Here is a 26,420-nt window from a genome sequence, read left to right on the forward strand (position 1 = left end):
GTGACTCAGGTCCCCGACGTCCTGCCCGAGCCCACCGCCGGACCCTCCGCCGAGCCCCGCAGCGTGGTCCTGCTCGGCTCGACCGGCTCGATCGGCACCCAGGCCGTCGACGTCCTGCGGCGCCACCCCGAGCGGTTCCGCGTCACCGGGATCAGCGCCGGCGGCGCCGACCCGGTCGCGCTGGCCCGGCAGGCCGTCGAGCTCGGTGCGCAGACGATCGCCGTCGCGGACGCCGACGCCGCGGGACCGGTGTTCGCCGCCGTCGCCGACGCCGCCTTCTCCTCCGGTCGGCCCTTCGCGGGCGTCGAGCTGCTCACCGGCCCCGACGCCGCCAGCCAGCTCGCCGCCCGGGGCGCCGACGTGGTCCTCAACGGCATCACCGGGTCGGTCGGCCTGGGCCCGACCCTTGCCGCGCTGCGGGCGGGCAGCACGCTGGCCCTGGCGAACAAGGAGTCGCTCGTCGTCGGGGGCGCCCTGGTCGCCGCGGAGCTGCAGCGGCCGGACCAGATCGTCCCCGTCGACTCCGAGCACTCGGCCATCGCCCAGGCGCTGCGGTCCGGACGTCACGGCGGGCCCCGCTCCGAGGTCCGACGTCTCCTGCTCACCGCGTCGGGCGGGCCGTTCCGCGGCCGGTCGCGCGACGACCTGACGACCATCACCCCCGAGCAGGCGCTCGCGCACCCCACCTGGTCGATGGGTCCGGTCGTCACGATCAACTCCGCGACCCTGGTCAACAAGGGCCTGGAGCTGATCGAGGCCCACCTGCTGTTCGGGCTGCCCACCGACGACATCACGGTCGTGGTGCACCCCCAGTCGGTCGTGCACTCCATGGTCGAGTTCGTCGACGGCTCGACGATCGCGCAGGCGTCGCCGCCGGACATGCGGCTGCCGATCGCGCTGGGCCTGTCCTGGCCGGAGCGCCTCACCGACGTCGCCCCGGCGTGCGACTGGAGCACGGCGACGAGCTGGACGTTCGAGCCGCTGGACGAGGTCGCGTTCCCCGCGGTCGCGCTGGCCCGTGCCGCGGTCGCGGCCTCCGCGACCCACCCCGCCGTGCTCAACGCCGCGAACGAGGAGTGCGTGGCGGCGTTCCTGGCCGGCCGCGTCGGGTTCCTCGAGATCGTCGACACGGTCGCGGCCGTGCTGGACGAGCACGACGGCGTCGCCGCGTCGGCGCTCACCCTGGACGGCGTGCTCGAGGCCGAGACGTGGGCTCGCGCCCGCGCCAACGAGGTCCTGTCCCGCCGCTGACGGCAGACGCCGGTCGAGGGTGCGGGGCGGCCCGCGACGAGGCGTGCGTCGCGGCAAGGCCGAGCACGCCGAGCGCACGGTGCCGATCCTCCCGGCCGCGACCGGCAGCCGGCTCGTGGCCGCCCGGCACCGCGTCCGGCAGGCGCGAGTTCGCGCTCGTCGATCCGAGCGGCACCCCGCTGCGGGTCGGCTCACCGGTGCGCCGGCGACCGGCCTGGCACGCGCCACCGACACAGGTGTGACAGCCGGGTGACAGCTCGGTGACGACCCGCCGTCCGACCCGGGTGGCGGTACGGCGGACCGGACGGCGGGGGCAGAATGGACCCCGTGTCGCGCGGCCCGGTCGCGCACCGGCGTGAGACGGAGCGGTGATGGACTACGGGGTCGGCGTGCTGGTGATGGTGGTCGGCATCCTCGTCTCGATCGCGCTGCACGAGGTCGGCCACATGGTCCCCGCCAAGCGGTTCGGCGTCCGGGTGAGCCAGTACATGGTCGGCTTCGGGCCGACGCTGTGGTCACGGACCCGCGGCGAGACCGAGTACGGCATCAAGGCCATCCCGCTGGGCGGGTACGTCCGACTGGTCGGGATGTACCCGCCGCCGGACGCCGTGGGCAACCCCCCGGTGCGCGGGTGGGCCGGCCAGATGATCCAGGACGCGCGCGAGCAGAGCGCGCAGGAGATCCGCCCGGGCGAGGACCACCGCGCCTTCTACCGGCTCTCGACCCCGAAGAAGCTCGTCGTGATGCTGGGCGGCCCGGTGATGAACCTGGTGATCGCCGCGGTCCTGCTCACCGTCGTGCTGGTGGGCATCGGCGTGCCGGGCTGGAGCACCACCGTCGGCTCGGTGTCGGACTGCGTCGTGCCCGCCGACTCCGAGGCCCGCGAGTGCGGCGCGGACGACCCGGTCGCCCCGGCAGCGGCGGCGGGCGTGCAGGTGGGTGACCGGCTGGTCGCGTTCCGCGGCGAGCCGGTCACCTCCTGGGCGGCGTTGCAGGACGCCATCCGCGGGACCGGCGCCGAGCCGGTCCCGCTGGTCGTCGACCGCGACGGCGAGCAGCTCACCCTGAGCATCACGCCGCTGGTCACCGAGCGGCCGGTGATCGGTCCCGACGACGGTCCGGTGCTGGACGCGGACGGCCGGATCACCACCGAGCCGGTGGGCTTCCTCGGCGTCGGACCCACGCCCGAGCTGATCAGCCAGCCGGTGACCGAGGTCCCGGCCCTGCTGGGCACGTACGTCGTGCGCACCGTCGGTGTGGTCGCGAACCTGCCCAGCCGTATCGCCGACGTCGCCCAGGCCGCCTTCGGCACCGCGCCGCGCGACCCCGAGGGCCTGATCGGCGTCGTCGGGGTCAGCCGGGTGGCCGGCGAGGTCACGGCCGCCGACGAGGGGGTCTTCGGTCTCGCGGGGGAGGCGTTCGACCTGCTGTCGCTGGTCGCCTCGCTCAACATCGCGCTGTTCGTGTTCAACCTCATCCCGATCCTGCCGCTGGACGGCGGCCACATCGCCGGTGCCCTCTACGAGGGCGCCCGCCGGCAGCTCGCGCGCGTGCGCGGGCTGCCGCGGCCGCGGCCCGCGGACATCGCCCGGATGGCGCCGCTCACCCTGGGGATGGCCGTCGTCTTCCTCGGCCTGGGTGCCCTGCTGGTGTACGCCGACCTCGTCCGGCCGGTGACCCTGCCGGGGTGACCCAGGATGTGCGCACCGCGTGAGAGCTGTGGGTGAAACGGGGATCACAGCCCCCCGGCGGCCGTGCCGGCGCGCCGCGGGGCGATACTGGTCGGGTGAGCATCCCGATCAGCCTTGGCATGCCCGAGGCGCCGCCCCCCGTGCTGGCCCCCCGGCGCCCCACGCGCAAGATCCAGGTCGGCAAGGTCGCCGTCGGTGGGGACGCGCCGGTGAGCGTCCAGTCGATGTGCACCACGCCGACGACGGACATCAACGCGACCCTGCAGCAGATCGCCGAGCTGACCGCGTCCGGCTGTGACATCGTCCGCGTCGCCGTCCCGACCCAGGACGACGCCGACGCGCTGCCCGTGATCGCGCGCAAGTCGCAGATCCCGGTCATCGCCGACATCCACTTCCAGCCGAAGTACGTGTTCGCCGCGATCGACGCCGGCTGCGCCGCCGTGCGGGTCAACCCCGGCAACATCCGCAAGTTCGACGACCAGGTCAAGCAGATCGCCAAGGCGGCGTCCGACGCCGGCGTGTCGCTCCGGATCGGCGTCAACGCCGGCTCCCTGGACCCGCGCCTGCTGGCCAAGTACGGCAAGGCGACGCCCGAGGCGCTCGTGGAGTCCGCCGTGTGGGAGGCGTCGCTGTTCGAGGAGCACGGCTTCCACGACTTCAAGATCTCGGTCAAGCACAACGACCCGGTGGTCATGGTGCGCGCCTACGAGCTGCTCTCGGAGGCGGGGGACTGGCCGCTGCACCTGGGCGTGACGGAGGCGGGCCCGGCGTTCCAGGGCACCATCAAGTCCGCGACCGCGTTCGGCGCGCTGCTGAGCAAGGGCATCGGGGACACCATCCGGGTCTCGCTGTCCGCGCCGCCGGTCGAGGAGGTCAAGGTGGGCATCCAGATCCTGCAGTCGTTGAACCTGCGGCCGCGCAAGCTGGAGATCGTCTCGTGCCCGTCGTGCGGCCGCGCGCAGGTCGACGTCTACACGCTCGCCGAGAAGGTGACGGCCGGCCTGGAGGGCCTGGAGGTCCCGCTGCGGGTGGCGGTCATGGGCTGCGTCGTGAACGGTCCGGGTGAGGCCCGGGAGGCCGACCTCGGGGTCGCGTCCGGCAACGGCAAGGGCCAGATCTTCGTCAAGGGGCAGGTGGTCAAGACCGTCCCCGAGTCGCAGATCGTCGAGACGCTGATCGAGGAGGCCATGCGGATCGCCGACGGGATGGAGCCGGTCGAGGACGCCGCTCCGGTCGTCACCGTCCGGTGACGGCACGGCCCGCGCCACCGTGCGCGGGCCGCCCGCACGCCGGCCCGCCGGGGTCGCCGCAGCCGGCTGTGCTGCGAGCCCCGCAGGCGGCTCCACAGGCCCGGCCTGCCGCGCGGGCGGGGCCCCCCGGGGTGGTGCACAATTCACCCCATGGGACGCTGGCACGGCGCCACCCTGAGCGGCAGAGCGGCTGAGGGCCGCGTGCTCCAGGACGCCGACATCGAGGCCGCCGAGGCGGTCTGCGCACGCGTCCCCGTGGACTCGGTCCTGGCCGCCAGCCGCATCGCGGTGGCCGCGCGGTCCGGCCTGACGTCCGCCGGCGGGCAGCTGTGGGGGTACGAGCGCGAGGGGGAGCTCGTGGCCGTGTGCTGGGCCGGCGCGAACGTCGTCCCGGTCGTGCCCGACGGCGACCCGCGCGCGCTGGACGTGTTCGCCCGGCTGGCCCGGGAGCAGGGGCGCCGGTCGTCGTCGATCGTGGGGCAGGCCGACGCCGCCCTGGGCCTGTGGGAGCGGCTGCGCGACATCTGGCCCGCCCCCCGCGAGATCCGGGCGAACCAGCCGTCGCTGGTGATCGACCACGACCCGCTGGTCAAGCCCGACCCCGTGGTGCGGCGGTCCGTGCCGCAGGAGTACCCGGTCGTGCTGCCCGCCTGCATCGAGATGTTCGCCGAGGAGGTCGGCTACTCGCCGGCGTCCGGCCCGCACGGCCCGTACGAGCAGCGGGTGCGGACCCTGATCGCGGAGGGACGGTCGTTCGTGCGCCTCCGGCGCGGCCCGATCGGCGCCGAGGTGGAGTTCAAGGCCGAGCTCGGTGCGCTGGCCGGTGGTGTGGCGCAGGTCCAGGGGGTGTGGGTCGCGCCCGGGCAGCGCGGGCGCGGGCTGTCCGAGACCGGGATGGCCGCCGTCGTGGAGCTCACCCGGCGCGAGGTCGCGCCGACCGTCTCGCTGTACGTCAACGACTACAACGTGCGCGCGCTGGCCGCGTACCGCCGGGTCGGCTTCCGGCAGGTCGGGACCTACGCCACCGTGCTGTTCTGACCCCGGAGCCCGCTCAGCGCAGCAGCCGGGACATCCGCCGGTCCGCGAGCGGCTGGCCGCCCGTCTGGCAGGTCGGGCAGTACTGCAACGAGGAGTCCGCGAACGACACCTCGTGCACCGTGTCGCCGCACGGCACCCCGTCCCAGCCCGGGCACGGCAGCCCGGTGCGCCCGTGCACGCGCATGCCGCGCCGCTTGGCGTCCTTGAGCTCGGCGGCCGGCTTGCCGCCGGCCGCGTCCACCGCCTCGCGCAGCACCCGCAGGATCGCCGCGTGCAGGACGCCTGCGCCCACGGTGTCGAACGAGCGGGTCAGCGCGAACGGGCTGGTGCGGGCGGCGTGCAGGATCTCGTCGGAGTAGGCGTTGCCGATCCCGGCGATCGTGCCCTGGTCGCGCAGCACGCCCTTGATCTGCTTGTTGCGCGCGGCCAGCAGCGCGGCGAAGCGCTCGGCGGTGAACTCCGCGGACAGCGGCTCGATCCCGAGGGTCGCGATGGCCTGCACCTGCACCGGGTCCGTCACGACGTGGACCGCGAGCCGCTTGCGCGTGCCGGCCTCCGTCAGGTCGAACCCCGCCCCGTCCGCGAGCCGTACCCGCAGGGCGATCGGGGACTTGCCCGGACGCACCGCCGTGGCCGGGACCTTGTCGTACCACCGCAGCCAGCCCGCCCGGGCCAGGTGGAACACCAGGTGCACCGGGCCGCCGTCGGGCACGGTGACCACGTCCAGCCACTTGCCGTGCCGGACGACGTCGGCGACCACCCGGCCGGCGAGGTCCGCCGGCGCGGGCGCGAACGTCTTGAGGGCGCTGATCGCACCCACCTCGACCCCGCTGATCGCGACCCCCACGGTCCGTTCCCGCAAAAACCGGGCCAGCGCTTCGACCTCCGGCAGCTCGGGCATGGGCCCATGGTGGCGCACGTGGCCGGTCCTGGCCGGACCGGGCACGCCCAGGGCGGCCACTAGGCTGGCGCGCATGCTGCTGCGGATGTCGTCCCTGTTCGTGCGGACCCTGCGAGAGGACCCGGCGGACGCCGAGGTGGCGAGCCACCGCCTGCTGGTGCGCGCGGGCTACATCCGCCGGGCCGCGCCGGGCATCTACACGTGGCTGCCGCTGGGCCTGCGCGTGCTGCGCAAGGTCGAGGCCGTCGTCCGCGAGGAGATGGAGGCCGCCGGCGCGCAGGAGGTCCACTTCCCGGCACTGCTGCCCAAGGAGCCCTACGAGGCGACCGGCCGGTGGACCGAGTACGGCCCCAACCTGTTCCGGCTGCGGGACCGCAAGGGCGCCGACCTCCTGCTGGCCCCCACCCACGAGGAGCTGTTCACGCTGCTCGTCAAGGACCTGTACTCCTCGTACAAGGACCTGCCGCTGACCCTGTTCCAGATCCAGACCAAGTACCGCGACGAGGCCCGGCCGCGCGCGGGGCTCATCCGCGGCCGCGAGTTCGTGATGAAGGACGCGTACTCCTTCGACGTCGACGACGAGGGCCTGGACGCCTCGTACGCGAACCAGCGGGCCGCCTACCAGCGGGTCTTCCAGCGCCTCGGGCTGGAGTACGTCGTCGTCGCCGCGACCTCGGGCGCCATGGGCGGCTCACGCAGCGAGGAGTTCCTCAACCCCACGCAGATCGGCGAGGACACCTTCGTCCGGTCGGCCGGTGGCTACGCCGCCAACGTCGAGGCGGTCACGACCGTGGTCCCGCCCGCCGTGCCCTGGGACGACGCCCCGGCCGCGCACGTCGAGGACACCCCCGACACCCCGACCATCGACAGCCTCGTCGCGGTCGCGAACGCGCGCTTCGCCCGGCCCGACCGCGAGTGGACCGCCGCGGACACGCTCAAGAACGTCGTGCTGGCCCTGGTGAGCCCGACCGGGGAGCGCGAGCTGCTCGTCGTGGGGCTGCCCGGCGACCGCGAGGTGGACCTCAAGCGCCTCGAGGCCGCCGTCGCACCCGCCGAGGTCGAGACGGCCACCGAGGCCGACTTCGCCCGGCACCCCGAGCTCGTCCGGGGCTACATCGGCCCGGGCGTGCTCGGCGCGAACCGCGGGGTCGACGCCGACGGCGCCCCGCTCGGCGTGCGCTACCTGCTGGACCCGCGCGTGGTCCCCGGCACGCGGTGGATCACCGGCGCCGACGTCCCCGGCCGGCACGTGTTCGACCTCGTCGCCGGACGGGACTTCATCGCCGCCGGGCAGGACGGCGCCGAGAACACCGTCGAGGCCGCCGAGGTGCGCGCCGGTGACCCGGCGCCCGACGGCTCCGGTCCGCTCGAGCTCGCGCGCGGCATCGAGATCGGCCACATCTTCGCCCTGGGCCGCAAGTACGCCGACGCCCTCGGGCTGACCGTGCTGGACCGCAACGGCAAGTCCGTCGTGGTGACGATGGGCTCCTACGGGATCGGCGTGAGCCGGGTCATGGCGGCGCTGGCCGAGGCCAACCACGACGACGCCGGGCTCGCCTGGCCGGCCCAGGTGGCCCCCGCGCACGTGCACGTGGTCGCCACCGGCAAGGACCCGGCGGTGTTCGCCGCGGCGGAGTCGATCGCGACCACCCTGGCGGGTCGCGGCACCGCGGTGCTCTACGACGACCGGCCCAAGGTCTCCCCGGGGGTCAAGTTCGCCGACGCCGAGCTGCTCGGCGTGCCGCTGCTCGTGGTCGTCGGGCGAGGCCTGGCCGACGGCGTCGTCGAGGTGCGCCCGCGGCGTGCGGGGCAGGCGGGGACCGGCGCGGAGCAGGTCCCCGTCGAGCGGGCCGCCGACCGCGTCGGCGAGCTCGTCGACGCGCTGCTCGCCGGCTCCGGTGGGTCTGAGCAGGCCTGAGCGGTCCTGAGCAGGCCTGAGCAGGCCTGAGCAGGCCCCGGGTCGGTCGCCGGGGCAGCGGCCGGGTCAGCCCTGCCCGCGCTCCGGCAGGCCCGGCAGTGCGGGCAGCGGCGCGCCCCAGGCGACCGCCTGCGCGGTCGCCTCCGCGACGGCGTCCACGAACGCGACCCGGGCGTCCGGTCCGGCGGCGGCCACCAGGCCGGCGTAGTGGTCCGCGAGCGCGGTCTCGAGGCTCTGCGCCAGGTCCGCCGCCGTCGCGGCGTCGTCCAGGCCGTCCGGCAGTGCGTAGGCGACCCGCCGCGGGTCCAGTCCGGTGCCGTCGACGTCGGCGAGCTCCGCCCAGGTCTGCGCCCGGTCCCGGTGCACCGCGGCGCGGTCGCCCGCGCGGCTCCGCAGGTCGCCGTCGTGCTTGGCCGCCACCACCTCGAGCGCGTAGCCGGCCGCGTCCTCGCTGGCGATCAGCGCCTCGAGGTCGGCCGCACCGACGCCGTCGGGCACCGACTCGGGCAGGACCACCGCCGGTACGGGTGGGGCTTTCAGCCCGGCGGCGTCCGCCAGCCGAGCGGCGGACAGCAGCCGGTTCACCGCGATCGACCCGAGCAGCCGGGCGAGCGGGCCGTCGCCGATCGTGGCGGCGTCGGCACGAGCCGTCGCCGCGGCCTCGGTGAGGCGGTTCGCGAGCACCTCCGGCGCAGCGGCCGTGGGCTCGGGGGCGGGGGTGACGGCGTCCGGCGCGGGCGGTGTTCCGTCGGTGGTCCCGTCGGTCGCCGCGGCGTCGGAGCCCGCGCCGGGGTCGGCGTCGTCACCGGTCGTGGCCCCCTCGGGCTGGTCCAGGGCGCCCAGCGCGTCCAGGTGCACCTGCGCGTCGGACGCCGCCGCGGCGCGTGCCGCCGCCACCGCCTCGCCCGCAGGATCGGACGGCGGGGCGGCCGCGGGGTCACCGGCGGGTGCACCGGCCGCGGCGAGGACGTCGATCGCCACCGCGTCCGCCGACGCCCGCTGCCGCGCGGCCTCGCGGGCATCGGGGGTCGGTGCCGCGGGCGGCGGCGTCTCGAGGCGCAGGCCGCAGCCGGACACCAGCGCCAGCACGAGCACCAGCAGCACCGCGCCCGGCGCCCGGCGGGCATGCGCGGTCGGCGTGCGGGGGTGGCTCATCGCCGGTGATCCTGCCATGCGTCCGGCTCCCTGCGACCTCGATAGGCTGTGGTCCCACAACACCACAGCGTCGATCTCGCACCGCGGTGCTGTGCGGTGTCCGTACCGGGGACGACAGGAGTGATCGATGGTGGCGTCAGCCAGTACGCAGCGGGTCCGGGATGCTGCCGAGCCCGTGGTGAGCTCGGCGGGCCTGGTCCTGGAGGACGTCGAGGTGGGCCGCGCCGGCAAGCGCTCGGTGGTGCGGCTGGTGGTCGACCTCGACGAGGACGCCGTCGGCAGCCTCGACCTGGACAGCCTCGCCGACGTCTCCCGCGACGTCGGCAGCGCGCTGGACGAGACCGACGCCGTCGCCGGCGAGTACACCCTCGAGGTGTCCACCCCAGGCACGTCCCGCCCGCTGACCGAGCGACGGCACTTCAAGCGCGCCCGCACGCGTCTGGTGCGGCTGACCCTGCGCGACGGCGGCGCCGCGTTCGGCCGCCTGCACGAGGTCGACGGCGACACCCTGGTGCTGACCCCGGTGGACCCCGCTCGTGGCCGGGACACCACGGGGGAGCCGACCCGGGTCGCGCTCGCCGACGTGGCGCGTGGCCTCGTCGAGGTCGAGCTGTCCCGGGTGACGAACGACGACGACATCGACGAAGAGGCCTGACATGGACATCGACATGACGACGCTGCGGCTGCTGGAGCGTGAGCGCGACCTCAGCCTCGACGTCCTGGTCTCCGCGATCGAGCAGGCGCTGCTGTCCGCCTACCACCGCACACCGGGCGCCCGGGCCAAGGCCCGCGTCGAGGTGGACCGCAGGACCGGCCACGTCACGGTGTGGGCGACCGACCCGCCCGTGGTCGACGCCGACGGCGTCGCCGGGGACCCGGGCCCGGAGTACGACGACACCCCCGAGGGGTTCGGCCGGATCGCCACCGCGACCGCCCGGCAGGTCATCGTCCAGCGCCTGCGCGACGCCGAGGACGACCAGATCCTGGGAGCGTTCCGCGGCAAGGAAGGCGAGATCCTCGGCGGCGTCATCCAGCAGGGGCGCGACCCGCGGGTCGTGCTGGTCGACGTCGGCGGGACGGAGGCCGTGCTGCCCGCGCACGAGCAGGTGCCCACCGAGAAGTACGTGCACGGCGAGCGTCTGCGCGCGTACGTGCTCGAGGTCACCCGCGGCCCCAAGGGGCCGTCGATCGTGCTGTCCCGCACCCACCCGCACCTCGTGCGCAAGCTGTTCGCGATGGAGGTCCCCGAGATCGCCGACGGGTCGGTCGAGATCACCGCGATCGCCCGCGAGGCCGGGCACCGCACCAAGATGGCAGTGCGTGCCAAGGTGCCCGGGCTGAACCCCAAGGGCGCCTGCATCGGCCCGATGGGGGCCCGCGTGCGCGCCGTCATGGCCGAGCTGCACGGGGAGAAGATCGACATCGTCGACCACAGCGACGACCCCGCCGAGATGGTGGCGCACGCGCTGTCGCCGTCGCGGGTGCTGTCGGTGGAGGTCGTGGACGCCGAGGCCCGCGCCGCCCGCGTCGTCGTGCCCGACTTCCAGCTGTCCCTGGCGATCGGCAAGGAGGGGCAGAACGCCCGGCTCGCCGCCAAGCTCACGGGCTGGCGGATCGACATCCGCTCCGACGCCGCCCCGGAGACCGCGACCGACGGCGGAGCCGACCGGGCGGGCCGGCCCGACCGGGGACCCTCCCGGGGTGGCGCTGGTCACCAGGGGTAACGCCCGGTGGCCGGGGGCGGTAGAGTGGAGTCATCTGGGCCAGGCGCCCGGCAACCCCGATCACGCACCCCGGGCCTCGACACAGGTCCGGTGCGGACGTGCGTCGGGTGCCGGGGCACCGGGAACAGGTCCGACCTGCTCCGCGTGGTGGCGACCCGGGACGGCTCCACGGAGTCCGTGCTGGTGGTCGACACGGCGCGCAGCATGCCGGGCAGGGGTGCCTGGTTGCACCCCGACCGACGATGTCTCGAGCTGGCCGAACGCCGACGAGCGTTCCCCAGGTCCCTGCGTGTGCCGGGACCGGTGGATCTCCGTGCGGTGTCCGACCACCTCGAGGAGTCGGGGCAGGAGCACGACCTGGGTCAGGTCCCGGGCCGTGAGGCACGTCAACTGCGACATGGGAAGCGGGTCTGAGAGCCGATGGCTGCCCGATGAGCACTGACCGATGAGTACCCAGCGATGAGTACCCAGCACTAACCACGGTCCGACCCTGTCCGGGCGGGCCGAGACAGGGAGAGTTGTGGCCAAGGTCCGCGTCTACGAGCTCGCGAAAGAGCTCGGTGTGGAAAGCAAGACCATCATGGGCAAGCTGACCGAGCTCGGTGAGTTCGTCCGCTCGGCGTCCTCGACCATCGAGCCGCCCGTCGTGCGCAAGCTGCGCGACCTGTACCCCGCCGGCGGTGGCTCGAACGGCACGTCCGCACCGGCGCAGGCGGCCCCCAAGCCGACCGCGGCGCCGTCCGCCCCGGCGACGCCCGCCCCCGCTGCTCCGTCGGCCCCGGCCGCCGCCGCCCCCGCTGCTCCGGCCGCCCCGGCACCGCAGGCACCTGCCGCCGCGGCACCGCAGGCCCCGGCGGCTGCGGCGCCTGCGACGACCCCGGCCGCCTCGCCGGCTCCCGCCGCGTCGGCCGGCACCCCCGCGCCCGCAGCGCCCCGTCCGGCGGCCCCGCGTCCGGCGGCGCCTGCCCCGGCCGCCCCGGCGGCTCGGTCCTCGCGTCCGGGCAACAACCCGTTCGCACCCAGCCAGGGCATGCCGCGCGGCGGCGGCGCCAACCCCCGTCCCGGCGCCGGTGCGGGCTCGGGTACGGCCGGTGGCCCCCGTCCCGGCGGCCCCCGTCCCGGCAACAACCCGTTCGCGCCGAGCCAGGGCATGCCCCGGCCCGGTGACCGTCGCGCCGCCGACCCCGCGGCGGCGGCGTCGGCCGGAGCCCCGGCCGGCGCGGGTGAGCGCCCGGGCGGCCCCCGCCCCGGCGGTCCTCGTCCCGGTGCGCCGCGTCCCAACCCCGGCATGATGCCGGGCCGCTCCTCGAGCGGTGTCGGCCGTCCCGGTGAGCGTCCGGCCGCACCCGGCCGCGGTGGCCCCGGCGGGCGTCCCGGCGGCGGTGGCTTCGGCGGCCGTCCCGGTGGTGGCCCCGGCGGCGCACCCGGCGGTGGCGGCGGCTTCGCCGGCCGACCGGGCGGCGGCGGCCGACCCGGTGGCGCCGGTCGCGGCTCCACCCAGGGCGCCTTCGGTCGTGCCGGTGGTCGCCCGGTCCGGGGACGCAAGTCCAAGCGGGCGAAGCGCCAGGAGTTCGAGCAGATGCAGGCGCCGTCGCTCGGCGGCGTGCAGGTCCCCCGTGGGGACGGCACGACGATCGTGCGGCTGCGGCACGGCTCGTCCCTGAACGACTTCGCCGACAAGATCGACGCGAACCCCGCCAGCCTGGTCACGGTGCTGTTCCACCTCGGTGAGATGGCGACCGCGACCCAGTCGCTCGACGAGGACACGTTCGGCACGCTCGCGAGCGAGCTGGGCTACCGCATCGAGATGGTCTCGGCCGAGGAGGAGGACCGCGAGCTGCTCGGGGCCTTCGACATCGACCTGGATGCCGAGCTCGCGGACGAGGACGACTCCCAGCTGGCGGCGCGTCCGCCGGTCGTGACCGTCATGGGTCACGTCGACCACGGGAAGACCAAGCTGCTCGACGCGATCCGGAGCACCGACGTCGTCGCCGGCGAGGCCGGTGGCATCACCCAGCACATCGGTGCCTACCAGGTCCACACGACCCACGAGGGTCAGGACCGTGCGGTGACGTTCATCGACACCCCGGGTCACGAGGCGTTCACCGCCATGCGTGCCCGTGGTGCCCAGGTCACCGACATCGCGATCCTCGTGGTCGCGGCCGACGACGGCGTGATGCCGCAGACCGTGGAGGCGCTCAACCACGCCCAGGCGGCCGGTGTGCCGATCGTGGTCGCGGTCAACAAGGTGGACAAGGAGGGGGCCAACCCCGCCAAGATCCGCCAGCAGCTCACCGAGTACAACCTGGTGGCCGAGGAGTACGGCGGCGAGACGATGTTCGTCGACATCTCCGCGCTCAAGCGCATGGGCATCGACGACCTGCTCGAGGCCGTCCTGCTCACCGCAGACGCGGCGCTCGACCTGCGTGCCAACCCCGACAAGGACGCCCGCGGCGTCGCCGTCGAGGCCAACCTGGACAAGGGCCGCGGCGCGGTCGCGACCGTCCTGGTCCAGTCCGGGACGCTGCGGGTCGGCGACGCGATCGTGGCCGGCACGGCCCACGGTCGGGTCCGGGCGATGTTCGACGAGCACGGCAACAACGTCACCGAGGCGGGACCGGCCCGTCCGGTGCTGGTGCTCGGCCTGGCGTCGGTGCCGAGCGCGGGTGACACCTTCCTGGTGGCCCCCGACGAGCGGACCGCGCGGCAGATCGCCGAGAAGCGCGAGGCCGCCGAGCGGGCCGCGCTGCTGGCCAAGCGTCGCAAGCGGATCAGCCTCGAGGACTTCACCCAGGCGCTGCAGCAGGGCAAGGTCGAGACCCTCAACCTGGTCCTCAAGGGCGACGTGTCCGGTGCCGTCGAGGCGCTCGAGGACGCGCTGCTCAAGATCGACGTCGGCGACGAGGTGGACCTGCGCGTCATCCACCGCGGCGTGGGTGCGATCACGCAGAACGACGTCAACCTGGCGACGGTCGACAACGCGATCATCATCGGGTTCAACGTCAAGTACGCCGAGCGGGTCGAGGCGCTCGCCGAGCGTGAGGGTGTGGACGTCCGGTTCTACTCGGTCATCTACCAGGCCATCGACGAGGTCGAGGCGGCGCTCAAGGGGATGCTCAAGCCGGAGTACGAGGAGGCCCAGCTCGGCACCGCCGAGGTGCGCGAGGTGTTCCGCTCCTCCAAGTTCGGCAACATCGCCGGGTCGCTGGTGCGGTCCGGGACGATCACCCGCAACAGCAAGGCGCGGGTGCTGCGCAACGGCGCCGTCATCGGGGACAACCTCACGGTGGAGTCGCTCAAGCGGTTCAAGGACGACGCCACCGAGGTCCGCGAGGGCTACGAGTGCGGTATCGGCCTGGGGTCGTTCAACAACGTCGAGATCGGCGACGTCATCGAGACGTTCGAGATGCGGGTCAAGCCCCGCAGCTGATCAGATCGACCGGTCGGTCGTGCACCCGGGTGGGGCGCGCGGCCGGCCGTCCGGCGGGGCCGAGGGCGGACGTCGCCCTCGGCCCCGCCGCCGTCCCACCCACCCGCGCCCGCGCCACCCGCACCGGACGCGCCAGGCCCCCGCGACGCCCCGCGTCGGCGGGGACACAGGAGAGGAGCCCGCCATGGCGGATCCCGCACGCGCCCGGAAGCTCGCCGACCGGATCCAGCAGATCGTCGCGCACCTGCTCGACACCCGGGTCAAGGACCCGCGGCTGGGCTTCGTGACCATCACCGACGTCAAGGTCACCGGCGACCTGCAGCACGCGTCGGTCTTCTACACCGTCCTGGGGGACGAGGAGGCCCGCGCCGGCACCGCCGCGGCGCTCGAGAGCGCCAAGGGGCTGCTGCGGTCGGAGGTCGGCAAGCAGACCGGCATCCGCCTGACCCCGTCGCTGGACTTCTTCCTCGACGCCGTCCCGGAGACCGCCGCACAGCTCGACGCCGCCCTCCAGGAGGCGGCCCGCCGGGACGCCGAGGTCGCGGCACTCGCCGCCCGCGCGGCGTACGCGGGCGAGGCCGACCCGTACCGCAAGCCCGAGCCCGCGGACGACGAGCCGGCCTGACCGGCCGCCGACCGGCGCGCCCCCACCCGCGTCCGGCCGCTTCCGGTCGGGGCGGGCCGGTGGTGGAATGTCCCCGCGGGGGGCCGCCGCCGGGCGCGCGCGCCCGCGGCGCCGTCACCGGGAGCCGTGCATGGTCGAGCCCGTCGCCTTCACGCGACGCCCCACCCCGGGCGTCCGGGTGCTGCTGCTGGCGTTCTGCTGCCTGACGGCCGCCGCGGTGGTCTCGCTGGTCGGGCTCGCCGCCCGCACCGACGAGACCTTCGCGTGGACCATCGAGCCGCCGGTCACCGCGGCCTTCCTCGGGTCGGGCTACGCCGCCGGTCTGGTGCTGAGCGCGCTGTCCTTGCGCGCGGACGACTGGGCCGTCGTGCGGGTCCCCTTCGTCACCGTGCTCGTGTTCACCTGGCTCACCGCGGCGGCGACGTTCGTGCACCTGGACCGCCTGCACATGCGCGCACCCGGCAGCGGGCCGGTCGCCGAGCCGGCCGCCTGGCTGTGGCTGGTGGTGTACGTCGCGATCCCGGTCGGCATGGCCGTGCTGCTCACCCGGCAGGGCAGCCGCCGTGCCGCCCGCCCGCCCGCGGTGACGACGCCGCGGCCGCTGACGGCGGCGCTCGTCGTCCAGGGGGCCGTGCTGCTCCTCGTCGGTGCTGCGCTGTTCGTCGTCCCGGCGTCCGCCGAGGTGCTGTGGCCGTGGACGCTGACCCCGTTCACGGCCCGGGTCGTGGCCGCCTGGTTGCTGGCCTTCGCGGTCGCCGTCGCCCTCGCCGTCGCCGACGGCGACCTCCGGCGGCTGCGCGTCGCCACCGTCGCCTACACCGCGTTCGGGGCGTTCCAGCTGGTGACCCTGGTCCGGTTCCGGGGCACGGTGGAGTGGGCCCGGGCCCCGGCGTGGGTGCTCGTCGCGATGCTGGTCGCCGTGGTCGTGACGGGCGCGGTCGGCTGGGCGCTGGGCGGCCGCGGCGCCGCGGCCGGTGCGCGCGGGCGGCGGTCCTGACCGGTCGCCCACGCGCCGGCGACGGTGCGACCCGGTCAGCCTCGGCGCGGCCCGGCGGCCAGCCACCGGGCGAGACCCTGCTCGCCGCGGCGCGCGGCGCGGTCGTGGCTCCAGCGGAACGCCGGCGTGGCGACCGGTGCCAGCAGCCGCATCCACCGCCGCGTCGGCGCCACCTCCCACTCCTGGTCGACGCGGACACCGCCCGGCTCGGGGACGAGCTCCCACCGTCCGGTCCCGGCGAGCTGGCCGGCGACGTCGACCACGACCAGCCGGGGCGGCTCCGCCTGCGTGATGCGGGTCCACACCGCGAGCCGGTAGCCCAGCGGGGCCCGCAGCCGGTAGCGGGACCGGCGCCCCACGCCGTCGTCGTCCCCGGTCTCCACGACCTGCGCGCTCTGCACCGCGGGCCACCAGGACGGCCACTGCTCGGGGTGCTCGACGACGGCGTCCCACGCGTCCTGCGCGGTCCCGGGCAGGTGCCAGGAGGACACGAAGCGGAGGGCGGGCACCACACGCTCCCGGGGGTGAGAGGGGCGAGAGGGGTGGGACGGGTCGGTGGGTCGGCCGGGTGGGGCGCGGGTGCGCCCGGGCGGACGCGGGACCATTCCAGCACCGCGACCGCCTCCGCGAGAACCCCTTGACCACCCCCCGGGGCGGGCGTACACAGAGGTCTCATGCCGCTGCAGGAGGCGACGCCGTCCGGCGTCGAGCACGAGCCCTCGGCCGACGGGCCGCTCGCCGCGATCGTCGTGGTGTCGCGGGACCCGCAGGTGCGCACCCTTCTCGTCGACGAGCTCGGGCGGCGGTACGCCCGTGACTACCTCGTGGCCGGGGAGGCGCCGGAGCAGGCCGACGCGCTGCTCGCCCGGCTGCACGGGTCGGGCACGCCCGTCGCGCTGTTCATGGCCGGGTACGGCGGGTCGGACCCGGACGGGCTCGACGTCATGACGTCGCTGTGCCACCTCGCGCCCGGGTCCATGCGGTTCGCCGTGGTGCGCTGGGGGGACTTCTCCACCGCCGGCCCTTTGTTCCAGGCGCTCACGGTCGGCCGTCTGGACCGCTGGACCTACCGGCCCGAGGCCCGCCCCGACGAGGACTTCCACCGGGCGGTGACCGAGGCGCTCGAGGAGTGGACCGCCCGGGAGGGCGGCGGCTTCGAGGCCGTCCGGGTGATCGGTCAGGGCTGGGACCCGCAGTCGCAGTGGCTGCGGGACATGTTCGGGCGCAACCGGATCCCGATCGGTTTCCACGACGTCGGCTCGCCGGACGGCGAGCGCGCCCTGGCCGCCCTGCACCTCGACCACGAGCCCCGGCTCCCGGTGGTGGTGCTGCGGTTCCGCCCCGACCACCTCGTGCTGGAGAGCCCCACGCCGGTGCAGATCGCCGAGGCGTTCGGCCTGACGACACCGCTGCCGTCGGATGCGCAGTTCGACGTCGTGATCGTCGGCGGGGGCCCCTCGGGGCTGGGCGCGGCGGTGTACGCCGCGTCCGAGGGGCTCCGGACCCTGGTCGTGGAGCCCGTGGCCGTCGGCGGTCAGGCCGGCACGAGCTCGCTGATCCGCAACTACCTCGGCTTCCCGACCGGCATCAGCGGCAACCGGCTGGCCGAGAGCGCCTACCGGCAGGCGTGGACCTTCGGTGCGGTGTTCCACTTCGCCCGCTCGGCGCAGGGGCTGCGGGTCGAGGGCGACCGGCGCGTGGTGGAGCTGTCGGACGGCACGTCGGTGTCCGCGCGCGCCGTCATCGTCGCGACCGGGGTCAGCTACCGGCGGCTGGACGTGCCCGAGCTCGAGCGGCTGCAGGGGCGCGGGGTGTTCTACGGCGCGGCCGTCACCGAGGCGCCCGCGATGCGCGGACGGCACGTGCTCGTGGCCGGCGGCGCCAACTCGGCGGGGCAGGCCGCGATCCACCTGGCGCGGTACGCGCAGCGCGTGACCGTCCTGGTCCGGCGCGCCACCCTCGCCGAGACCATGTCGGACTACCTCGTCCAGCAGATCGAGTCCGACCCCACCATCGACGTCCGCTACCGGACCGCCGTCGTCGGCGGTACGGGCGAGGAGTTCCTGGAGTCCGTCCGGCTGCGCGACCTCGACACCGGCGAGGAGACGTCGGTGCCCGGGTTCCTCTTCGTGCTGATCGGCTCCGCGCCGAAGACCGACTGGCTCGAGGGTGTCGTCGCGCGCGATCGGTGGGGGTCGATCGTCACCGGCGACGACCTCGCCGCCGACGACGTCACCCCGCGCTGGCCGCTGCGCCGACCGCCCGCGCTGCTCGAGACGAGCGTCCCGGGCGTGTTCGCGGTCGGCGACGTGCGGCGCAACTCGATCAAGCGCGTGGCGTCCGCCGTCGGGGAGGGTGCGCTCGGGGTGCACCTGCTGCACCAGTACCTCGCCGGCCAGGCCGCGCAGGCCGGGACGGCCGAGCGCACCGCCCAGGGCCGGCACTGAGACACGCCGCGCGTCCGGCACCGGGCGCCGGCGGATGGGAGCGCGACCACCCGCGCCGCGACCGCCTTGCCCTGGCCCGGGCCTGCGGTTACCTTCGCCTCTCGTGGCAGAGCGCTCGCATCGGAGGGAGCGCTCCCACGCGACGGGGACAAGGTGGTTCTCTTGATCAGATCTCGCAGCCGATCGGCTGCTGTCGGCGGTCTGGCCGCCGGCGTGATGCTCGCCGGCGTCGTGGTGGCGCCCGCGCAGGCGGTGGAGCAGCTGCCGTCGGAGTGGGACTCGTGGTTCGCGACCGGGAACCTGACCGACCGGACCGAGACGGACGGCGCCCTGTGCGTCGATGTCCCGGGCGGTACCGCCAACCGGTGGGACGCGATCCTCGGCTACAACGGCGTGGAGCTGCAGGCCGGCGTCGAGTACACCCTCGCCTTCGAGGCCTCGGCCAGCGCGGACGTCACGGTGCACGCCCAGGTCGGGGTGAACGCCGCGCCGTACCCGACCGTCGCCGCGACCACCGCCGACCTGGGCACCGAGATGTCGGCGCACGAGCTGACGTTCACCGCGACCGAGGCCGTCCCGGGCGGTGACGCCGGGGGTCAGGTCGCCTTCCAGCTGGGCCACACCGCCACCGAGGGCGTCGGCTCGACCGAGCCGTACACGTTCTGCGTCGCCGGCGCCTCGTTCGACGAGGCCGGCGCCGGGGCGAACCTCGTCCCGAACGGCGACTTCGCCAGCGGGCAGCTGGACCCGTGGTTCTCCGCCGTCGGCACGCCCGACTTCTCCAGCGGCGGCCTGTGCGTCGTCGTCCCGGCCACGTCGACCCAGTTCCAGGGGGTCGGCTTCAACGGGCTGGCGATCGAGGAGGGCACCACCTACACGCTGAGCTACCGGGCCAGCGCGTCGTCGCCGCGGACGATCCGCACGCTGGTCGGTGAGAACGGCGGCGCCTTCGGCACCGTGCTCGACGAGACGGCGCAGCTCGGTCCCGAGATGGCCGAGTACTCCCAGACCTTCACCGCGACCGCGTCGTACCCCGCGGTCACCACGCCTGGCGGCCCGTTCGAGGGCCAGCTCGCCTTCCAGGTGGGCGGTCGCGGCGAGGAGTGGACGCTGTGCCTGGACGACGTCTCGCTCGTCGAGAGCACCACCCCGCCGCCACCGTACGAGCCGGAGACCGGCCCGGCGGTGCGGGTCAACCAGGTCGGCTACCTGCCCGAGGGGCCCAAGCGCGCCACCGTCGTGACCGGCGCTGAGATCGCCGGCCAGGCGTGGCAGCTGCGCGACGGCGCGACCGTCGTGGCGTCCGGGACCGCGGTCCCGGCCGGCGTCGACCCGACGTCGGGCCTCGCCGTGCAGGTGATCGACTTCAGCGGGTTCACCACGCCCGGCGAGGCGTACACGCTCGCGGTGGGCGACGAGGTCAGCCACCCGTTCGCGATCGACGCCGACCTCTACCAGGACCTGCGCTACGACGCGCTGAACTACTTCTACCTCGCCCGCAGCGGCATCGACATCGAGGCCGGGATCGTCGGCGAGGAGTACGCCCGGCAGGCGGGCCACCTGGAGAACCCGGCCAGCACGCTCGTCGAGGACAGCCCCAACAAGGGTGACCTCGACGTGCCCTGCGTGACAGCGGAGGACGAGGGCGCGAACTGGGCGTACGGGGACTGGACCTGCAGCGACGGGTACGCGCTGGACGTCGTCGGCGGCTGGTACGACGCCGGGGACCACGGCAAGTACGTCGTCAACGGCGGCATCTCCACCGCCCAGCTGCTCAGCACCTACGAGCGCACCCTGACCGCCCCGACCGCCGACGCCGGCGCGCTGGGTGACTCGACGCTGAACCTGCCGGAGACCGGCAACGGGGTCCCGGACGTGCTGGACGAGGCCGCCTGGGAGCTCGACTTCATGCTCAGCATGCAGGTGCCGGCCAACGAGAGGCTGGCCGGCATGGTCCACCACAAGATCCACGACGTGGGCTGGACCGGCCTGCCGCTGCTGCCGGCGCAGGACCCGCAGGAGCGTCGCCTGCACCGGCCGTCGACGGCGGCGACGCTGAACCTGGCCGCCGCGGCGGCGCAGGGCGCCCGGCTCTTCGACGACTACGAGGAGGAGTACCCCGGCTACGCCGACCGGCTGCTCGAGGCCGCCGAGACCGCGTACGCCGCGGCCCTTGCAACCCCGGACCTGTACGCACCGGCCGCCGCGGGCAACTTCGGTGGCGGGGCGTACGACGACGACGAGGTCGGTGACGAGTTCTACTGGGCCGCCGCCGAGCTCTTCCTCACCACGGGCGAGGACGGCTACCTCGCCGACGTCCTGGCCAACCCGCTGCACACCGCGGACATCTGGGGCCCCAGCGGCATCACCTGGGGCGCCACGGCCGGCCTCGGCCGCCTCGACCTGGCGACGGTCCCCAGCGACCTCCCGAACCGGATCGCGGTCCAGGAGTCGGTTGTCGACGGTGCGCTGACGTACCTGGCCTGGCAGTCCGAGCAGCCGTTCGGCACCACCTACCCCGGCCTCGACGGGGACTACGAGTGGGGCTCGAACAGCATGGTCGCCAACAACCAGGTCGTGCTGGGTACCGCGTTCGACCTCACCGGCGACCCGGTGTTCCGGGACGCCGTCCTGGAGGGCATGGACTACCTGCTGGGCCGTAACGCGCTCAACCAGTCCTACGTCACCGGGTACGGCGAGGTGAGCTCGCACAACCAGCACAGCCGGTGGTTCGCCAACTCCCTGGACCCGAGCCTGCCGACCCCGCCCCCCGGGTCGCTGGCCGGTGGCCCGAACTCCAACACCGGCACCTGGGACCCGACGATCTCGGGCCTGTACGGACCGGAGCACATGTGCATGCCGCAGCTGTGCTACATCGACCACATCCAGTCCTGGGCGACCAACGAGATCACGGTCAACTGGAACTCGGTGCTGTCCTGGGTCGCGTCCTTCGCGGCCGACCAGGGCGACGCAGGCGACGCCGCCCCCAGCGGCCTGGTGACCATGGCGCCGACGCGGATCCTCGTCGACGACTCGCTGCCGTTCGGCGACACCGTGCGGTGCTGGTCGGTGGCGGGGGAGAACGGCATCCCGGCGGACGCGACCGGTGTGGTCGTCAACGTGACCGCCGTGGCACCGGGCAGCCCCGGCTACGCGGTGGTGTTCCCCGACACGAACGGTGACGGGACGACCCGCATGCCGAGGACGTCGACGGTCAACTTCGAGCCCGGCCAGGACGTGTCCACGGCCACCTTCACGCGGCTCGGGCCGAACGGGGACCTGTGCTACGCGACGCAGGGCGGGCCGGCCCGGGCGCTGCTCGTGGACGTGTCCGGCTACGTGACTCCCGACTCGGGCATCACGCTGACGGCGCCGGCCCGACTGGCCGACAGCCGGACCCCGTGGCGTGGGGGGCTCACCGAGCCGCTCGCCCCGCGGACCGTGACGACCCTGCAGGTCGCCGGCCGGCTCGGCGTCCCGGCCGACGCGGAGTCGGTCGTGGTCAACGTGACGGTGGCGAACGTGTCGAGCCTGGGCAACCTGCGGCTGTTCGGCGGCGGTGAGGTGCCGAACAGCTCGCTGCTGAACCTCGCGCCGGGCGTGGAGAAGGCCAACACCACGGTGGTCGAGCTGGCCGACGACGGCACCATCTCGCTGTACGCGGACGCCGACCGGCGGCTGGACGTGATCGTCGACGTCCTGGGGTACACCCGGGCGGGCACCGACCACGTCGGGGTGACTCCGACCCGCGTGCTCGACACGCGCGAGAGTGAGGAGGGTCCGCTCGCGGCGGACACCGTGTACACGGTGCCGGTCCGCGGCGACGTCGTGCCCGTGAACGCGACGGCGGTGGTGCTCAACGTCACCGCGATCGCGCCGAGCGAGCGGGGCAACCTGCGGGTGTACCCGGGAGCCGGGGCGCCGCCGAACGCCTCGTCGGTGAACTACATCACCGGGCGTGACGTGGCCAACCTGGTCGTGGTCGACCTGCCGGTGGACGGGCTGATCAGCCTGTACTCCGACCAGGCCGGCGCAGGCACCGTCGACGTCGCGATCGACGTGGTCGGGTACGTCACCCGCTGATTGACCCCGAGGACGACGATGCCCGGGCGGGCCCCCGCCCGGGCATCGTCGCGTCCGCAGCGGGGCCGGTCGTCGTTCGGCCGGACGGGGAACCGCGCCGGGCGGCGACCGGCCGATTTTTGCTTTCCCTTGCCGAGGCCGGGGTGCGCCGTTACCTTCGCGTCTCGTGGCATCGGCGCCCGCCTCCGAGGGAGCGCCTCCACGCAACGGGGGGCACGGTGATTTCTTTGACCAGATCACGACTGAGGACGGTCGGTGTCGGCGGCGCGGCGACGGCGATGCTGCTCGCGGGTGCACTGGCCGCGCCGGCGTGGGCGGCGGAGCAGCCGCCGGCGGGTGACGCGGTTCCTGCGAGCCTGGTGACGATGGCGCCGCAGCGGATCCTCGTCGACGTCTCGCTGCCGTTCGGCGACACCGTGCGGTGCCTGTCGGTGGCAGGGGAGAGCGGCATCCCGGCGGACGCGACCGGCGTGGTGATCAACGTGACGGCCGTCGCGGCGGCGAGCGCGGGCTACGTGGTCGTGTTCCCGGACACCGAGGGCGACGGGACGACTCCGATGCCGACCACGTCGACGGTGAACTTCGAGACCGGTCAGGACGTCTCGACGGCGACGTTCACGCAGCTCGGGCCGAACGGGGACCTGTGCTACGCGACGCAGGGTGGCCCGGCCCGGGCGCTGCTGATCGATGTGTCGGGCTACGTGACGGCCGACTCGGGCATCACCCTGACCGCGCCGGACCGCCTCGCCGACACCCGGACGCCGTGGCGAGGGGGCCTGAGCGAGCCGCTCGCCCCGCGCACCCCGACGACCCTGCAGGTCGCCGGCATCCTGCAGGGCGTCCCGGCCGACGCGGAGTCGGTCGTGGTGAACGTGACGGTGGCGAACGTCTCGAGCCTGGGGAACCTGCGGGTGTTCGGCGGCGGTGAGGTGCCGAACAGCTCGCTGCTCAACCTGGCGCCGGGCGTGGAGAAGGCGAACACGACGGTGGTCGACCTGGCTGACGACGGCTCGATCTCGCTGTACGCGGACGCCGACCGGCCGCTCGACGTGATCGTCGACGTGCTGGGGTACACGCAGGCCGGGTCCAGCCACGTGGGCGTCACGCCGACCCGGGTGATCGACACCCGCGAGGACGAGGGGGGCCCGCTCGAGTCGGACACCGTGTACACGCTCGAGATGGGCGCCGACGTCGTCCCGGCGGAGGCGACGGCGGTGGTGCTCAACGTCACCGCGATCGCGCCGAGCGAGCGGGGCAACCTGCGGGTGTACCCGGGCGAGGGTGAGCCGCCGAACGCGTCGTCGGTCAACTACATCCCGGGCCGCGACGTGGCGAACCTCGTCGTGGTCGACCTTCCAGAGGACGGGCTGATCAGCCTGTACTCCGACCAGGCCGGTGCCGGCACCGCCGACGTCGCGATCGACCTCGTCGGGTACATCACCGACTGATCCACCGCGACCACCACGATGCCCGGGCGGGCCACCCGCCCGGGCATCGTCGCGTCCGGCGCCGGGCACCGCGCCGATACGCTCGGCCTCATGGCCGACAGCTCTGCGCACGACGGCACCGAACGGCCCGCGCGCCGGCCGACCGCCCCGGACGGGCTCGTCGTCGTCGACAAGCCCGCCGGCTGGACCAGCCACGACGTCGTGTCGCGCATGCGGCGGCTGGCGGGCACGCGCAAGGTCGGCCACGCGGGCACCCTGGACCCGATGGCGACCGGCGTGCTCGTGGTCGGCATCGGCCGGGCGACCCGGCTGCTCACCTACGTGGTGGGGGCGGACAAGGAGTACACCGCGACGATCCGGCTCGGCGTGACCACGACCACCGACGACGCCGAGGGCGAGACGCTGGCGCGCACGGACGCCGCCGCGGTCAGCGAGCAGGCGGTGCGCGCCGGGGTCGGGCCGCTCACGGGGGACATCCGCCAGGTCCCCAGCTCCGTCAGCGCGATCAAGGTCGACGGCCGCCGCGCCTACGCCCGGGTCCGGGCGGGGGAGTCCGTGGAGCTCGAGTCCCGCCCGGTGACGGTGTCGCGGTTCGACGTCCACGCCGTGCGCCCGGTGCATGCCGCCGGTCCCGACGACGCGGACAGACGGGACGGCCCGGACGGGCCGGCGGCGGTCGACGTCGACGTCACGGTCGTCTGCTCGTCCGGGACGTACATCCGCGCGCTGGCCCGCGACCTGGGCGCCGCCCTCGGGGTCGGCGGGCACCTCACCGCGCTGCGGCGCACGAGGGTCGGCGGGTACCGGCTCGCGGAGGCCCGCACGCTCGAGGAGCTGGAGCGGACCCCGGCCGACCGTCCGCTGACCGTCACCACGCTCGCCGACGCCGCCCGGGCGACCTTCCCGGTGCGCGACCTGACGGACGCGGAGGCCCGCTCCCTGTCGTTCGGGCACCGCATCGCCCCGGGGGCCCCGACGCCGACGGAGCCGGTCGCGGCCATCGCGCCGGACGGCACCCTGGTCGCCCTGCTGCAGAGCGCCGGGCCGCAGGCCAAGCCGGTGATCGTGTTCGCACCGGCGTAGCAGCGCCCGCGCCACCCAGCCGGGGGCGCCGGTCGTGGCCTGCCGTCCCCGCGTGGCAGGCTTGCCCAGGCGCGCCGCGACCGCCGCCCCACCCACGACGCCCGACCGCGACGTCCCCCGCCCGCTGAACAGGAGCACAGGTGCACCGCTGGACGGATCTGGCCCAGGTCCCGGCAGGCTTCGGCCCGTCGGTGGTCACGCTGGGCAACTTCGACGGCGTGCACCGCGGCCACCGGACCGTCCTCGCGCGGATGGTCGCCGACGCCCGGGCCGCCGACGCCCGCGCCGTGGTGGTCACCTTCGCGCCGCACCCGGCGCAGGTCCACCACCCGCAGGACGCCCCGCCGCTGCTGACCGGCGTCGAGGACCGGCTGGAGCTGCTGGCCGAGACCGGCCTCGACGCGGTGCTCCTGGTCGAGTACACGCTGGAGTTCGCCCGCCAGTCGCCCGAGGGCTTCGTGCGGCGGTACCTGGTGGAGGCGCTCGGGGCCCGGACCGTGGTGGTCGGCCGGGACGTGCGCTTCGGCTGGGAGAACCGGGGCGACCTCGCGACCATGACGGCTCTCGGCGAGCAGTACGGCTTCGCCGTCGAGGTCATCGACGACCAGGCGGCCGAGCCGGACGGTGCCACCGGCGACGACGGCGGCCCGGACGAGGACGACGACGTGGCCCGCGCCGAGGTGGCCCGGCTGCGGCAGGTCGCCGAGCCCCTGCACCGCCGCTGGTCCTCGACCTGGGTGCGCGAGCTGCTCGCCGCGGGCCGCGTCGCGGAGGCCGCCGAGATCTTGGGCCGCCCGCACCGCATGCGCGGGGAGGTCGTGCACGGCGACGCGCGCGGCCGCGAGCTCGGCTACCCGACCGCGAACCTCGACCCGCGGTCGGCCGGCATGGTCCCCGCCGACGGCGTCTACGCCGGCTGGCTGCGGGTCACCCGCCGACCCGTGCAGGGCTTCACCGAGTGCACCCCCGAGGTCGACGCGGTCAGGGCCGCCGACGAGGCCGCTGCCCGTCGCGCCGAGCCCGACCGGTGGCCGGCGGCCATCTCCGTGGGCACCAACCCGACCTTCGACGGCGTCGCGCGCCGGGTCGAGGCGTACGTGCTGGACCGCACCGACCTGGACCTGTACGATCGCGAGGTGGTCGTGGAGTTCGTCGCCCGGATCCGCCCCACGCTGCGGTTCGAGTCGGTGGACGAGCTGGTCGCGACCATGGACGGCGACGTCGAACGGGTCCGCGCCGCGCTCACCGCCACCGCGGCGCCGTCCTAGGCGCCAGGCCCGCACGCGCACCTGGTAAACTCATGCAGCCGTCAGATCGGCCGCGGACCCAGAGCGCCCGGGTGGACATGCCCCGGAGCACCGCGCAGCGAGACACCACCA

At 74.8% G+C, this 26,420-nt stretch carries 19 protein-coding genes; 16 read left to right on the plus strand and 3 right to left on the minus strand.

Annotation, left to right across the window (positions count from 1 at the left end):
* The 4 genes from dxr to Q0840_RS11455 all read left to right on the plus strand — a co-directional run bounded on the left by dxr (window position 1) and on the right by Q0840_RS11455 (window position 5,230).
* A complete protein-coding gene (gene dxr / locus Q0840_RS11440) occupies window positions 1-1,251 on the plus strand; it encodes a 1-deoxy-D-xylulose-5-phosphate reductoisomerase (protein ID WP_298459607.1) in 1,251 nt (416 codons plus the stop codon).
* A gap of 371 nt (window positions 1,252-1,622) precedes the next feature.
* A complete protein-coding gene (locus Q0840_RS11445) occupies window positions 1,623-2,942 on the plus strand; it encodes an RIP metalloprotease (protein WP_298459608.1) in 1,320 nt (439 codons plus the stop codon).
* Window positions 2,943-3,037: 95 nt separating this feature from the next.
* Window positions 3,038-4,192, plus strand: a complete 1,155-nt coding sequence (ispG, locus tag Q0840_RS11450) for a flavodoxin-dependent (E)-4-hydroxy-3-methylbut-2-enyl-diphosphate synthase (RefSeq protein ID WP_298459609.1) — start codon at window positions 3,038-3,040, stop codon at window positions 4,190-4,192.
* A 150-nt stretch (window positions 4,193-4,342) separates the two neighbouring features.
* Complete coding sequence (locus Q0840_RS11455; RefSeq protein ID WP_298459610.1) at window positions 4,343-5,230, plus strand: GNAT family N-acetyltransferase; 888 nt, start codon at window positions 4,343-4,345, stop codon at window positions 5,228-5,230.
* A 13-nt stretch (window positions 5,231-5,243) separates the two neighbouring features.
* On the opposite strand, the gene Q0840_RS11460 is transcribed toward Q0840_RS11455, so the two are convergent.
* Window positions 5,244-6,131 carry a DNA-formamidopyrimidine glycosylase family protein gene (locus Q0840_RS11460; protein WP_298459611.1) on the minus strand — a complete coding sequence of 296 codons (888 nt, stop codon included), beginning with the start codon at window positions 6,129-6,131 and terminating at the stop codon, window positions 5,244-5,246.
* 73 nt (window positions 6,132-6,204) lie between these two features.
* Between Q0840_RS11460 and Q0840_RS11465 the strand changes: the two genes are divergently transcribed.
* A complete protein-coding gene (locus tag Q0840_RS11465; protein WP_298459612.1) occupies window positions 6,205-8,049 on the plus strand; it encodes a proline--tRNA ligase in 1,845 nt (614 codons plus the stop codon).
* Window positions 8,050-8,115: 66 nt separating this feature from the next.
* Here the strand turns inward: Q0840_RS11465 and Q0840_RS11470 are convergent, their stop codons facing one another.
* Window positions 8,116-9,204, minus strand: a complete 1,089-nt coding sequence (locus Q0840_RS11470; RefSeq protein ID WP_298459613.1) for a DUF4439 domain-containing protein — start codon at window positions 9,202-9,204, stop codon at window positions 8,116-8,118.
* 127 nt (window positions 9,205-9,331) lie between these two features.
* Between Q0840_RS11470 and rimP the strand changes: the two genes are divergently transcribed.
* The 6 genes from rimP (at window position 9,332) to Q0840_RS11500 (ending at window position 15,980) form a co-directional block, all read left to right on the plus strand.
* Window positions 9,332-9,859, plus strand: a complete 528-nt coding sequence (rimP, locus tag Q0840_RS11475) for a ribosome maturation factor RimP (protein ID WP_298459614.1) — start codon at window positions 9,332-9,334, stop codon at window positions 9,857-9,859.
* A 1-nt stretch (window position 9,860) separates the two neighbouring features.
* Entirely contained in the window at window positions 9,861-10,928 is a 1,068-nt protein-coding gene (gene nusA, locus Q0840_RS11480; RefSeq protein WP_298459615.1) for a transcription termination factor NusA, read from the plus strand.
* A 90-nt stretch (window positions 10,929-11,018) separates the two neighbouring features.
* On the plus strand, window positions 11,019-11,342 hold the full coding sequence (locus Q0840_RS11485) for a YlxR family protein (protein WP_367183114.1): 324 nt from the start codon (window positions 11,019-11,021) through the stop codon (window positions 11,340-11,342).
* A 106-nt stretch (window positions 11,343-11,448) separates the two neighbouring features.
* Window positions 11,449-14,358 (plus strand): translation initiation factor IF-2, encoded by a 2,910-nt coding sequence (infB, locus tag Q0840_RS11490; protein WP_298459617.1) that lies wholly within the window; start codon window positions 11,449-11,451, stop codon window positions 14,356-14,358.
* Window positions 14,359-14,542: 184 nt separating this feature from the next.
* Window positions 14,543-14,983 (plus strand): 30S ribosome-binding factor RbfA, encoded by a 441-nt coding sequence (gene rbfA, locus Q0840_RS11495; protein WP_298459618.1) that lies wholly within the window; start codon window positions 14,543-14,545, stop codon window positions 14,981-14,983.
* A 130-nt stretch (window positions 14,984-15,113) separates the two neighbouring features.
* On the plus strand, window positions 15,114-15,980 hold the full coding sequence (locus Q0840_RS11500) for a hypothetical protein (RefSeq protein WP_298459619.1): 867 nt from the start codon (window positions 15,114-15,116) through the stop codon (window positions 15,978-15,980).
* Window positions 15,981-16,015: 35 nt separating this feature from the next.
* On the opposite strand, the gene Q0840_RS11505 is transcribed toward Q0840_RS11500, so the two are convergent.
* Window positions 16,016-16,489 (minus strand): SRPBCC family protein, encoded by a 474-nt coding sequence (locus Q0840_RS11505; protein WP_298459620.1) that lies wholly within the window; start codon window positions 16,487-16,489, stop codon window positions 16,016-16,018.
* A 165-nt stretch (window positions 16,490-16,654) separates the two neighbouring features.
* Here Q0840_RS11505 and Q0840_RS11510 point away from each other — a divergent pair, with 165 nt between their 5' ends.
* The 5 genes from Q0840_RS11510 (at window position 16,655) to Q0840_RS11530 (ending at window position 26,309) form a co-directional block, all read left to right on the plus strand.
* Entirely contained in the window at window positions 16,655-18,427 is a 1,773-nt protein-coding gene (locus tag Q0840_RS11510; protein ID WP_298459621.1) for an FAD-dependent oxidoreductase, read from the plus strand.
* A gap of 162 nt (window positions 18,428-18,589) precedes the next feature.
* Complete coding sequence (locus Q0840_RS11515) at window positions 18,590-22,510, plus strand: glycoside hydrolase family 9 protein (RefSeq protein WP_298459622.1); 3,921 nt, start codon at window positions 18,590-18,592, stop codon at window positions 22,508-22,510.
* A 227-nt stretch (window positions 22,511-22,737) separates the two neighbouring features.
* Window positions 22,738-23,958, plus strand: a complete 1,221-nt coding sequence (locus tag Q0840_RS11520) for a hypothetical protein (protein WP_298459623.1) — start codon at window positions 22,738-22,740, stop codon at window positions 23,956-23,958.
* Between the two features lie 90 nt (window positions 23,959-24,048).
* Window positions 24,049-25,041, plus strand: a complete 993-nt coding sequence (gene truB / locus Q0840_RS11525; protein ID WP_298459624.1) for a tRNA pseudouridine(55) synthase TruB — start codon at window positions 24,049-24,051, stop codon at window positions 25,039-25,041.
* 140 nt (window positions 25,042-25,181) lie between these two features.
* A complete protein-coding gene (locus Q0840_RS11530) occupies window positions 25,182-26,309 on the plus strand; it encodes a bifunctional riboflavin kinase/FAD synthetase (protein WP_298459625.1) in 1,128 nt (375 codons plus the stop codon).
* Window positions 26,310-26,420 lie beyond the last annotated feature (111 nt).

The organism is uncultured Cellulomonas sp. (genome assembly GCF_947494015.1).
Classification (GTDB): domain Bacteria; phylum Actinomycetota; class Actinomycetes; order Actinomycetales; family Cellulomonadaceae; genus Pengzhenrongella.

Bases quoted from the DNA above. Each gene is read 5' to 3' on its own strand.
- truB (WP_298459624.1), top strand. From the start codon at position 24,049: ATGGCCGACAGCTCTGCGCACGACGGCACCGAACGGCCCGCGCGCCGG.
- Q0840_RS11500 (WP_298459619.1), top strand. From the start codon at position 15,114: ATGGTCGAGCCCGTCGCCTTCACGCGACGCCCCACCCCGGGCGTCCGG.
- Q0840_RS11470 (WP_298459613.1), bottom strand. From the start codon at position 9,204: ATGAGCCACCCCCGCACGCCGACCGCGCATGCCCGCCGGGCGCCGGGC.
- Q0840_RS11455 (WP_298459610.1), top strand. From the start codon at position 4,343: ATGGGACGCTGGCACGGCGCCACCCTGAGCGGCAGAGCGGCTGAGGGC.
- Q0840_RS11460 (WP_298459611.1), bottom strand. From the start codon at position 6,131: ATGCCCGAGCTGCCGGAGGTCGAAGCGCTGGCCCGGTTTTTGCGGGAA.
- Q0840_RS11465 (WP_298459612.1), top strand. From the start codon at position 6,205: ATGCTGCTGCGGATGTCGTCCCTGTTCGTGCGGACCCTGCGAGAGGAC.
- rbfA (WP_298459618.1), top strand. From the start codon at position 14,543: ATGGCGGATCCCGCACGCGCCCGGAAGCTCGCCGACCGGATCCAGCAG.
- rimP (WP_298459614.1), top strand. From the start codon at position 9,332: ATGGTGGCGTCAGCCAGTACGCAGCGGGTCCGGGATGCTGCCGAGCCC.
- nusA (WP_298459615.1), top strand. From the start codon at position 9,861: ATGGACATCGACATGACGACGCTGCGGCTGCTGGAGCGTGAGCGCGAC.
- Q0840_RS11445 (WP_298459608.1), top strand. From the start codon at position 1,623: ATGGACTACGGGGTCGGCGTGCTGGTGATGGTGGTCGGCATCCTCGTC.
- Q0840_RS11510 (WP_298459621.1), top strand. From the start codon at position 16,655: ATGCCGCTGCAGGAGGCGACGCCGTCCGGCGTCGAGCACGAGCCCTCG.